Source organism: Lysobacter sp. 22409, assembly GCF_052045105.1.
Lineage (GTDB): Bacteria > Pseudomonadota > Gammaproteobacteria > Xanthomonadales > Xanthomonadaceae > Lysobacter > Lysobacter antibioticus_B.
Map to the genome: position 1 here is coordinate 1 of NZ_JBQEOE010000075.1, position 11,059 is coordinate 11,059.

Genomic DNA, 11,059 nt, shown 5'->3' on the forward strand with positions numbered 1-11,059 from the left:
GCGGCGCAACAAGGGGAATCCACCCCCAACCACACGCCCGCGTATCCCAGCGTCACCCCATCCACGACCCGCCAACCCGCCCAACCCCACCCGCCACCCCCAGCACACCCCTAGCCAAAACGGACTATTCCACCCTTTACAGCCGCCACCGCAAGCCGTAACCCCGTCACCGTTTGTTAGACTCGGTGCTCTAATCCGTCCCCCACCTTTGAGGCGCGGCCACGGGGCCGCGAGATCGATGAATCAGCCGCTTGCCAGCTCTTTGCACGACCTGCTCCAGAACGACCCCGATCCGACCGAAACCCAGGAGTGGGTCGAGTCCGTACAGGCCGTCATCGCCCGCGACGGTGCCGAGCGCGCGCATCAGCTGCTCGAAGGCATGGTCGAAGTCACGCGCCGCGCCGGCGCGCACCTGCCGTTCCAGCCCACCACCGAATACATCAACACCATCCCGCCGCACCTGGAGGCCAAGAGCCCCGGCGACGCCGCGATGGAATGGCGGATCCGCTCGCTGATCCGCTGGAACGCCATGGCCATGGTGGTGCGCGCCAACCGCAAGCCCGGCGACCTCGGCGGCCACATCGCCAGCTTCGCCTCGGCGGCCACCCTGTACGACGTCGGCTTCAACCACTTCTGGCGCGGCCCCGAAGGCGACCACCCCGGCGACCTCATCGGCATCCAGGGCCACAGCTCGCCCGGCATCTACGCGCGCTCCTTCCTCGAAGGCCGCCTGAGCGAATCGCACCTCGACAACTTCCGCATGGAAGTCGACGGCCGCGGCGTCAGCTCCTACCCGCACCCCTGGTTGATGCCGGACTACTGGCAGGTGCCGACGGTGTCGATGGGCCTGGGCCCGATCAGCGCCATCTACCAGGCGCGCAACTGGAAATACCTGGAAGGCCGCGGCCTGATGCCGAAGTCCGACCGCAAGGTCTGGGCCTTCCTCGGCGACGGCGAGACGGACGAACCCGAATCGCTCGGCGCCATCTCGGTCGCCGGCCGCGAAGGCCTCGACAACCTGGTCTTCGTCATCAACTGCAACCTGCAGCGCCTCGATGGCCCGGTGCGCGGCAACGGCAAGATCATCCAGGAGCTGGAAGGCCAGTTCCGCGGCGCCGGCTGGAACGTCATCAAGACCGTCTGGGGCAGCTACTGGGACCCGCTGCTCGCGCGCGACACCACCGGCAAGCTGCGCCAGCTGATGATGGAAACCGTCGACGGCGAATACCAGAACTGCAAGGCCTTCGGCGGCAAGTACACCCGCGACAACTTCTTCGGCAAATACCCGGAAACCGCCGCGCTGGTCGCCAACCTGTCCGACGACGACATCTGGCGCCTCAACCGCGGCGGGCACGACCCGCACAAGGTCTACGCCGCTTACCACGAGGCGGTGAACACCAAGGGCATGCCCACCGTGATCCTGGCCAAGACGGTCAAGGGCTATGGCATGGGCGCGTCGGGCGAATCGCTTAACCCGACCCACGGCACCAAGAAGATGGACGACGAAGCCGTCCGCCTGTTCCGCGACCGCTTCAACATCCCGGTCAGCGACGAACAGCTCAAAGACGGCGCCGTGCCGTTCTTCCACCCCGGCGAGAAGTCGCCGGAAGTCGAATACATGCTCGAGCGCCGCAAGGCCCTCGGCGGCTTCCTGCCGCAGCGCCGCCGCAAGGCCAGCACCTCGCTCGCCGTGCCGCCGCTCGAAACCTACGACCGCCTGCTCAAGAGCACCGGCGAGCGCGAAATCAGCACCACCATGTCGTTCGTGCAGGCGCTCAACATCGCCCTGCGCGACAAGCAGGTCGGCCCGCGCATCGTGCCCATCGTGGCGGACGAAGCCCGCACCTTCGGCATGGAAGGCCTGTTCCGCCAGCTCGGCATCTACGCCCCGCACGGCCAGAAGTACAAGCCGGTCGACCGCGACCAGCTGATGTACTACCGCGAAGACACCACCGGCCAGGTGCTGGAAGAAGGCATCACCGAAGCCGGCGCGTTCTCGTCGTGGCTGGCGGCAGCCACCAGCTACAGCACCAACGACCTGCAGATGCTGCCGTTCTACATCTATTACTCGATGTTCGGCTTCCAGCGCATCGGCGACAGCGCCTGGCAGGCGGCGGACATGCGCGCGCGCGGCTTCCTGCTGGGCGCCACCGCCGGCCGCACCACGCTCAACGGCGAAGGCCTGCAGCACGAAGACGGCCACAGCATGGTCCAGGCCGGCCTGATCCCGAACTGCCGCAGCTACGACCCGACCTTCAGCTACGAAGTGGTGACCCTGCTCCAGCACGGCATGCAGCGCATGCTGACCGAGCAGCGCGACGAGTACTGGTACCTCACCCTGATGAACGAGAACTACACCCACCCGGACATGCCCGAGGGCAGCGCCGAGGGGATCATCAAGGGCATGTACCTGCTGAAGGACGCCGGCAAGCCGAAGAAGGGCGAGCTGCGCGTGCAACTGCTAGGCAGCGGCACCATCCTGCGCGAAGCCATCGCCGCGGCCGAACTGCTCGACAAGGACTTCGGCGTCACCGCCGACATCTGGTCCTGCCCGAGCTTCAACGAACTCGCCCGCGACGCCACCGACGCCGAACGCCACAACCGCCTCAACCCGGAAGCCAAGGCCCCGCGTAAGCCCTACATCACCGAGTTGCTTGAGGGCCGCCAAGGCCCGGCGATCGCCGCCACCGACTACATCCGCATGTACCCCGAACAAGTCCGCGCCTTCGTGCCGATGCGCTACACCGTGCTGGGCACCGACGGCTTCGGCCGCAGCGACACCCGCGCCAACCTGCGCCGCCACTTCGAAGTCGACCGCTACTACATCGCCCACGCCGCCATCGCGGCCCTGGCGGCGGAAGGGAAGATGACTGGGAAGGATGTGGCTCGGGCTATCAAGCAGTACAAGATTGATGTGGAGAAGCCGAATCCGTTAGGGGTTTGACGGCTGTCGTCCCTGTAGCTCAGAAGGCGGCCAATGGCCGCCTTCTTTCTATGTCTAACATCAGGCAATCTGTGCTGCGTCGGCGAGATGCCAGTATCAAAGATCGAAGGGGGCTATGTGGGGAGGCAGGTGGTGAAGCCAATCTTGCGGTGGGCTGGGAGTAAGCAGCGCTTACTGCCTGCCTTATCCGCGCGATGCCCACGTGTCTTCAATAGATACTACGAGCCTTTCGCTGGCTCTGCGGTGCTGTTCTTCTTTCTGGGCCCGCGCCGCGCAAGATTGGCCGACGTGAATACGGATCTTGTTAATTTCTATAAGGCTCTTAAAAGAGATCCTGATGGAATATACAAAGTTGTTTCAAAGATTCCGATTGACGATACGTCTTATAGGGTCATTAGGAGGCGTTTCGCAGAAGAGTCTGACCAGCAACGAAGGGCTGCATATTTTTGGTATTTGAATCGGAACTGCTTTAACGGTCTTTACAGGACCAATCGAGATGGTGTTTTCAACGTGCCGTTCGGTAAAAAGCTTCCTCCTTTACCCACGTTAGAACACGTCAGGGCCTGCGCAAAAAAGCTTAGAAAGGCATCATTGCGTGTGGCTGATTATGAAAAAACCATCGATGAAGCATCCGACGGTGACTTCATATATGTAGACCCTCCATATAAGCGCGCATCATCTCGGGACCGAGGTGAATACGGCCCTGGAGCAATGGGTGATTCAGACATCATGAGGTTGATGTCCGCCCTGCGCCGCGCGTCGGATCGCGGAGCTCTAATACTCTTCTCCTACAATGCGGACGTGTCCGATCTTCTGCCAGGTTGGTGTCATGAGGTTGTAAATGGTCGTTACCTCATATCGGCTGATCCGGAGAAAAGACGGCCAATATCTGAATACACATCGTATAACTATCGCATGGAAGCTAGATCATGACGAGAATTGTCAAATTGGCGATCCTTAGCGACCTGCATTTCGCCAGCGACGAGAAAGGCAAGGATGAAACCCATGTAGTATTAAGTCGGCAGCATGTGCCGAAGCAGCATCCATATTATGATCTTCTGAGTCTGATAGATTCTTCTAAGTTACAAGTAGATATTGTTCTTTGTCCTGGAGACATAACGTATCAAGCGGATCAGGCGGCGCTTAGTCATGCATGGTCAGCTATCAACACTATTGCTGAGAAATTGGGCGCCGCGCACGTATTTGCTGCGACTGGAAACCACGACATTCTCTCTAGGAACGCAATAACATCTCCTGAGATATGGGAGTACTTAAAGCAGCTACAGCCTACTTATCCTTATCCGCAGGCGAATTTAGAGCAGCGACTTTTCTATTGGGCTGAGCATTTCCTAATAGCCAATGTGGATGGTGTAAGGATAGTGGTTCTAAATACATGCAACTCTCACTCGAGAGGGGAGGCTGAGTATTTGCATGGCCGGGTCACCGATTACACAATCGCGAGGCTTGAAAGTGAGCTTGCGAAACAAGATGCGTGTAGTTTTAATATCCTTTTGTGCCATCACCATCCGATGAAGCATCCCGACCTTAATCAGTTCATGCCAGATTATAGTGAGATGCGGCAGGGAACGAAGTTGCTCTCTACATTAGAGGCGACCAATCAGGCGTGGATGGTTATTCATGGACATAAGCACAGCCCTAGATTGGACTATGCGCAAGGACCATCCGGTGGGGCCCCCGTTGTCTTTTCGGCAGGTAGTTTCAGTGCGATTTTATCCCCCGCGCATTTCTCAGGTGTAAGTAATCAATTTTACATTGTCGAGTTAGATCTTGAATATATAGGCGCAAACGGCACGGCTGGCGTCGTTCGCGCTTGGGACTGGAGAGAGGGGCAGAGTTGGATCCCTGCTCGTCCGTTTGAAGGTCTAAAGGGCCGGATTCCAACTGGTGCGGGATTTGGACACAAATCTAACCCGGCGGCAGATGCTCGTTATATTGCTCATAAATTCAATAAAAAAAAGCGAATATTATGGTCAAGAGTGGAGGCTGAGTTCCCATGGATTCGCTATGTGACACCTGCTGATTTGGCGAGAATCGTGCAACGCTTAAAAGCCGATCATAAATTAGATGCTCTCGTTGAGGAGGGTGCAATTTATCCAAGCGAGCTGCTTAGGGAGGCTTCGCCGTGAAACATTCTAATGTTTTTGGCGAGCACTATAACGCGAGGGGCTTGAGCCCCGAAATGATCGCAAGTTCATTCGTACCTCCAGCGCAATTCCTAGAAGTTGCTTCCAGAGGTCATTGCGTCTTGGTCGGGCCTCGCGGGAGTGGAAAGACAACGCTCCTAAGGATGTTAGATCCTCGTGCGCTGCACGCTTGGCGCCATGGGGCAGATGAAGGTATGCCGTCGCCAAGTTATGTTGGAATTTTCGTACCCATTGATACCGCGTGGGTTAGCGCATTGACTAATGCCATAAAGTCGCTGGACGGAGCACGCACAGAGGCTGCTTATCTCGCGGTATATGCGCTGTCGATCGCGAGCGCGTTAATAGATGTAATGCGCTGGCGAATATCTCCTGAGAGTAAAAGGGGCTGTTTCCACATTTCTAGTGACCGGATTGATGAAGAGTCCCTGGCGCAGAAGCTTGCAGGGCTGTGGATGCCAGAGAAAAAAGTACGGAGTCTGCTCGAGCTACGAGTGGCCATTGCTACAGAAATTGCCACGCTTCCACGCAAATGGAGCGATTCTGCGCGCCGTGATTCGGAGCTGTCATTCGGTCATCTGAATCCGTTGGAATTGACGGCAGCCGCGTGCGAGATATTTAATTTACTGTCGGGGGATGAGGGGCGCAAGTGGGCTCTGTTGTGCGATGAGTTAGAAATTGCACCAGACTCCATTCAGCAGGTCCTTTTTGCAGGGCTAAGAGCCGCGCCATCTCCATTGTTATTGAAATATGCATTGACTCCGAAACAGCGGATTCCCTTCGCCCAAGGGTCTGAACGTCCGCTGCCGGCCAATGATTATGATGTTATATCTCTGAGCTACGCAACACGAGAAGAGGGAGCGCCCGAGCGTGAAAGAGAGGAGTTTTGCGTCGCTCTATGGAGAAGTCTCGTTATGGAAGTATGTCCGGCTCAGGCAAGTTTGTTGGACAATCCGTTTGCCGTCCTGGAAAACCCGAATGCTTCTGGCAGAAAGGAGCGGAGAGAGCATGATGACTTAGACGCCAAGTTTGGGGGGATATTTCGGGAGCTTGCACAGAAGGACGAAACTTTTAGGCGCTATGTAGTTTCGAAAGGCGTCGTCTTGGGGAATCTAAATCAAACCGAACAAAAGGTGCGTGACTCAGTTGTAAGGAAGGTCCGTGCGCTGGCTGAAATTAGAAATCTCTACTTGAGCTTAGATGCTGCAGATAATTTAAAAAAAATCTCTCGTCGAACTCTTGCTCCTTATTGCGGCGCGGAACGAATATTTGCAGTTTCCGAGGGGCACCCTCGCTGGTTGAAGTACACCTTGGCATCTATGCTGTCTTATGTCAGCGTAAACGATCGAATCAAAGTTGCAGACCAGAATCGTGAGTTGGAACATTCAATCCAGCGGATAGAGGCCCGGATCAAAGCGTTGCCAGCAGAAAATATGTCTACCTACGATTTGGTCGGCGCTATAGGACTATATTTTAGAGAGCAAATTCTTGGGAAGCAGTTCAAGCCTGATCCTGTGCTGAGCTTTGTTGCAGATAAGAGCTTAAGTCCAGATGTCATTATATGTTTAGAGCAAGCACTTTATATTGGCGCCATTATTCCTATGAAAGGAGATGCTTTTAATCTTTTCGCAAATGGAATAATTGGATATCGGTTTAGGCTGTCGAACTGGTTAGCCCCCCATTACCGACTACCACTAGTCGCAGGGAAGGCCGCTAATCTCTCTAGAATTTTGTCCAATGCAGACTTGGACGCCAACCAGTTTTCGTTGGGATTGACTCATGAACCTATACACTGACCAGATTCAGCAGAGTGCAGAGCACGATATTGCTATTGCAGCCTGTGGATATGAAACCAGATCTCGATATGTTCTTGAGCGGTTAGATGTAAAAGCCTCCTCAAAAGTGACATTTGGATATGGTCATGGTGAGGAACTTTCTTTTGAAGATAACAAGAGTGCATTTATAAGTGCGGGTTTTTCCTTTGAGTCTGTTGCGGATGATGTTTTTGAATGTCGAGTTAAAGAGCTGATTTTAGGGGCGAGGCGGGACAAGGAAACTATCACTGTTTTGTTAGATATTTCCTGCTTCACGCGCCTTCGCCTCGCTTGTATCCTGGATGTTTTAACTAAGTCTGGACCTTTCGTTCTTGATGTATTCTATTCGCTTGCATCATTTTCTCCTCCCAGTCAAGTGGAGCCTACAAATCAATTTCTATGTCCAGTGTCTGGGCATCTTTCTGGGTGGACGGGAGACGCAACAAAGGCGGTTGTTTTAGTTTCTGGTTTGGGATATGAGCAGATGATGGCATTGGGTATCATTGAACACATTGACCCTTATGAGTTATGGCTTTTCTTTCCAGAGTCGCCCCTGAAAAAATATGACAAGGCCGTGAGTTCGTCTAACTCATTGTTATTGCGAGAAACTCCGGTCTCTAATGTCATTAGTTATCCAGTACTGGACGGCCCGGTTTTGCTGCGGAAGATGCTCTCTTTGGTCAGTTCGTTGCGTAATGACTATAGGTGCATATTAATGCCGTTAGGGCCTAAGATATTTGCTTTTTGCGCGCTCCTGGCGGGTTGTGCATATAGGGATGTTTCTGTCTGGCGCGCCAGCGCCGGGAAGCATTATTTGCCACGGGATAGGCTGCCATCCAAATATTCGTCGTCGTTCAGGGTTCGATACGAGTGAGTGGCTTTAATGGGTCGCTTGTTGTTGATTGAGGCTAACTCAGTCCTATCTTGTGCCTGGATCGAATCAGTCATTATGTATTTCTTTCTGTGCGCTATAGAACTTTTCGTATAAGGCCGTTCTTTCTTTAGATCGCTCTATGCCATCAAGTTTACCCAGGAAGTAAGCGCAAGCGCCAATTCCATATTCGAGTATTCTTGCCGCCTCAGGTGATAGGGACGCTGGCAGGGAGGTAATGTCAGTGGCTTTCCATGCTGAGTGTAGTTTCTTGAGTTGCAGGGTGATTCCGCTTAGATAAGTAAACAGTCGAAGCATGGCTTCCAACTGTTCCTCCTCTACGTCGCCTAGGTTGTCTCTTAAGACGGCAAAGTTATCAACCGCGAATCTGCTTTCATGAATTAACGATTCTATAAATCGAATTCCAGCGTCCTTATGCTTCTGGTAACTGTCGATGGGTACTTCAGAGGGGCTTATGTTATAGACCTGTCTAAAGAAATTTAGCCAGCGATCATAGTTGGTAAATACTTCTAGCTCCAGCAGCCGGTGATAAACATCTATAAATATCGCAATCCCAACTGCTCTTAGTTGCTTGCTCTTCTCGTTTTGCTGATGGCGCCAGAGGAAGAAACCACCTAGGACTGCTCCCGTGCCAGTTAAGACGGTGGCGATAACGTTAGACCATTCCGCCTGTCCTTCGGATAGAGTTGTTGTCCATCGAATGCTGCCCATAACTAGTGCGCCGATGATGGCCATCAATGTGTTGATCGCAATGAATGACCAATTTATCCCGCTTTGTTTTTGTCGCATGTGAGCTTCCTTGTTAGATATCAGCATCTAAAGCTTAATTGGCATGGGTGCGGCGCTATGGATTTATGAGTGGTGGCATAGTTATTATTTATATCTCGCGCAAGAAATTACGTTGAACGTAATTACGATTATCGTAATTGACGGTGATGCGATTTACTGCAAGCCTTCTGTCAGTCGAGTCGCTCGGTAGTAGAACGAGACGACGTGTTTCATCAGGACAGGGCAGAAGGAATTGGGCATGACCATAGGTCTACCGCAAGAAACCGCGGCCGTACGGATCAACCGCTACGAGAAGGCGGTCCACGACGCCGATCTGGCGACCGCGCGCCGCATCGCCGAGGCCTTGGGCGTCCCGCTCGCCTTCCTCTACGCCGAAACCGACACCATGGCCGAGGCCATCCTGACCTTGGGCCTGTTGTCCAAGCCCGAGCAGCGCAAGGCCGTGGCCGACCTCAAGGCCCGCCTGGTGAAGGCCGGCACGGCAACCGATAGGGCGTAACTGCAAGGCCCACGAGTCGCACCCGATCAGCGCAACGCGATGTGCTTTTGCCCGCGCTCGGTCGCTGCTCTAAGCTGGTTCCCGTGATCGGGAGCGGGCGTTCAAGGAGAGCGAAACGGTGAGTAGCGCAGGCGTGTTCCGTAAGGATGTGGCGACACTGGCTGTCGCCATGGCGTTGTTGATGCCAGCAGCTTGCTCGACCTCCCCGGCGCGCAGCACCCCGAAGCACGCCACGCCTGCATCCGCCACCCGAATGGACGATTTCGTGCGCTGGGCCTTGCAGGGGCCGTCGGGCTACGACCAAGCGCTCGCCGAGCTGATGCGGCTCTACCGCGCCCAGGCCGCCAGCCAAGACCCGCCGAACGTGTACGCGCGTAACCCGATCTGTTTGGCCGACCACTTCGTCATCGCCGGCGTCCAGATCGATAACCAATACTGGTATCGCCCGGTCGTGGCGATCACGGTGGCCGGCCAGCCTTGTTATCCGATGGCCCAGGCGGCAGCCGTTGCCGGAATTGAACTTCCCCCGCCGGGATCGGACACCGGCTCGCCGGGCCGCAGCGTCAGCGCGCGCCGGAACGACATGGAGCTGACCTTGACCGAGTCGCGCAGCGACCCGCGTTGCGTCGAGGACATCAGTTTTCTGCACTTGAAGACCGAGCGGCGGGCTGGGGTGAAGTAACCGCCGTTGTTTTTGAAGGACCAAAGACCATGACTGAACCTAAAGGATCGCGCTTGGCCGAGCAGCCGGGCTTCCAGGCGTTGCCTCAGCGCACGCGCGACTGGATTCTGCAATCGCCCCACGCCACCGCCGATTTCGCCGCCTTCTTCGAAAAGGGCGGCCGTGTCGAGCCGGCGTCGCACGTCGACCTGCCGTACTACCACGCCACCGAGCCGCCGAAGATCTATATCAGCGCAAAGACCTATGCCGATCTCACCGGCCCGGACGCCCCCAATCGGATCGATACCGAGCTACGGTTGTTCGCCACCCTGGCTCACGAGATCGGGCACGACAAGCACCATACCGGCACCGAGCCGTTTCGCGGCAAGACGGCAGACGAGTACGTCGAGTACCGAAGCCGGCTTGAAGCGAAGACGGTATTCAACGCATACCCGATCTTCGATGATCTGCAAAAAAGCGATCCTGCATTCCGTGCCAAGTGGGATGCGATTGGCTACGGACGGGGCAGTGGTTTGGAGCCGGCCGGCATTTACTCGGAGTGGAAATCCGGCCGGATCGACGACGATGCGGCGATTGCCCGTCTGGCGGCACCTATACCCAACTTCCCTTACACGCGGCGGGAGCCGCTGACCGACCTCAGCGGCGATGGCGTGCTGACCCAGCGCGATGCCTACCTGCGCGACTACGCCATGCTGGTAAGGCCCCCTGTTTCGGAGCAACAAACCGACCCGGCCTCACGCGGGCAGCCCCAGGGTGCCGTATCCCGTTCCCCCACTGAGCCGGGCCACCGCGATCATGGGCTATACGCTCAGATCGCCGGCCACGTGCGCGCCCAGGATCAGCAACACGGCCGCCAGTGGGACCAAACCAGCGAACGCCTCACCGCCAGCCTGCTGGCTCTATCCAAGGAAGCCGGACTAACCCAGGTCGACCACGTGGTGTTCAGTACACGAACCGACCGGGTGGCTGCCGGCGAAAACGTTTTCGTCGTGCAGGGGCGACTGGACGACCCAGCCCACCTCCGCGCCCACATGAAGACCGAAGAGGCCACGCGCACCTCGGAAAGCATTTCGTTCGCCAAGGTCGAGGCACTGAGCGAGCGTGCGCTAGGGCAAGCCCCGATGCAGACCCAGATGCAGGACGAACTGGCCCGTGGCCCCTCTATCGGACGCTAGCGACATCGTCCGAAAAGGCCACCCACGACGCCGATCTGGCGACCGCGCGCCGCATCGCCGAGGCCTTGGGCGTCCCGCTCGCCTTCCTCTACGCCGAAACCG

9 protein-coding genes are annotated in these 11,059 nt (G+C 56.3%); 8 read left to right on the forward strand and 1 reads right to left on the reverse strand.

The genetic code is table 11. The annotated features are described in order from the left end of the window. Positions 1-238 precede the first annotated feature (238 nt). The 5 genes from aceE to ACTJJK_RS22395 are packed head-to-tail and all read left to right on the forward strand — an operon-like array spanning position 239 to position 7,794. Entirely contained in the window at positions 239-2,944 is a 2,706-nt protein-coding gene (gene aceE / locus ACTJJK_RS22375) for a pyruvate dehydrogenase (acetyl-transferring), homodimeric type (RefSeq protein ID WP_440731283.1), read from the forward strand. A gap of 33 nt (positions 2,945-2,977) precedes the next feature. Then, the gene (locus ACTJJK_RS22380) at positions 2,978-3,877 is read left to right on the forward strand and encodes a DNA adenine methylase (protein ID WP_440731284.1); all 900 of its coding nucleotides are present in this window, start codon (positions 2,978-2,980) and stop codon (positions 3,875-3,877) included. Continuing rightward, on the forward strand, positions 3,874-5,091 hold the full coding sequence (locus ACTJJK_RS22385) for a metallophosphoesterase family protein (protein WP_440731285.1): 1,218 nt from the start codon (positions 3,874-3,876) through the stop codon (positions 5,089-5,091). The genes ACTJJK_RS22380 and ACTJJK_RS22385 overlap by 4 nt, the downstream gene beginning before the upstream one ends. Beyond that, on the forward strand, positions 5,088-6,902 hold the full coding sequence (locus ACTJJK_RS22390) for an ORC-CDC6 family AAA ATPase (RefSeq protein ID WP_440731286.1): 1,815 nt from the start codon (positions 5,088-5,090) through the stop codon (positions 6,900-6,902). Before ACTJJK_RS22385 ends, ACTJJK_RS22390 begins: the two co-directional genes overlap by 4 nt. Then, the gene (locus ACTJJK_RS22395; RefSeq protein WP_440731287.1) at positions 6,886-7,794 is read left to right on the forward strand and encodes a hypothetical protein; all 909 of its coding nucleotides are present in this window, start codon (positions 6,886-6,888) and stop codon (positions 7,792-7,794) included. Before ACTJJK_RS22390 ends, ACTJJK_RS22395 begins: the two co-directional genes overlap by 17 nt. Positions 7,795-7,860: 66 nt before the next feature. Here ACTJJK_RS22395 and ACTJJK_RS22400 read toward each other — a convergent pair whose 3' ends face one another. Beyond that, complete coding sequence (locus tag ACTJJK_RS22400; protein WP_440731288.1) at positions 7,861-8,601, reverse strand: hypothetical protein; 741 nt, start codon at positions 8,599-8,601, stop codon at positions 7,861-7,863. Between the two features lie 238 nt (positions 8,602-8,839). On the opposite strand from ACTJJK_RS22400, the gene ACTJJK_RS22405 reads away from it, so the two are divergent. The 3 genes from ACTJJK_RS22405 (at position 8,840) to ACTJJK_RS22415 (ending at position 10,957) form a co-directional block, all read left to right on the forward strand. Further along, on the forward strand, positions 8,840-9,100 hold the full coding sequence (locus ACTJJK_RS22405; RefSeq protein ID WP_440731289.1) for a transcriptional regulator: 261 nt from the start codon (positions 8,840-8,842) through the stop codon (positions 9,098-9,100). A 118-nt stretch (positions 9,101-9,218) separates the two neighbouring features. Then, entirely contained in the window at positions 9,219-9,782 is a 564-nt protein-coding gene (locus ACTJJK_RS22410) for a hypothetical protein (protein WP_440731290.1), read from the forward strand. Between the two features lie 29 nt (positions 9,783-9,811). Beyond that, positions 9,812-10,957 carry an XVIPCD domain-containing protein gene (locus ACTJJK_RS22415; protein ID WP_440731291.1) on the forward strand — a complete coding sequence of 382 codons (1,146 nt, stop codon included), beginning with the start codon at positions 9,812-9,814 and terminating at the stop codon, positions 10,955-10,957. Positions 10,958-11,059: the final 102 nt, after the last annotated feature.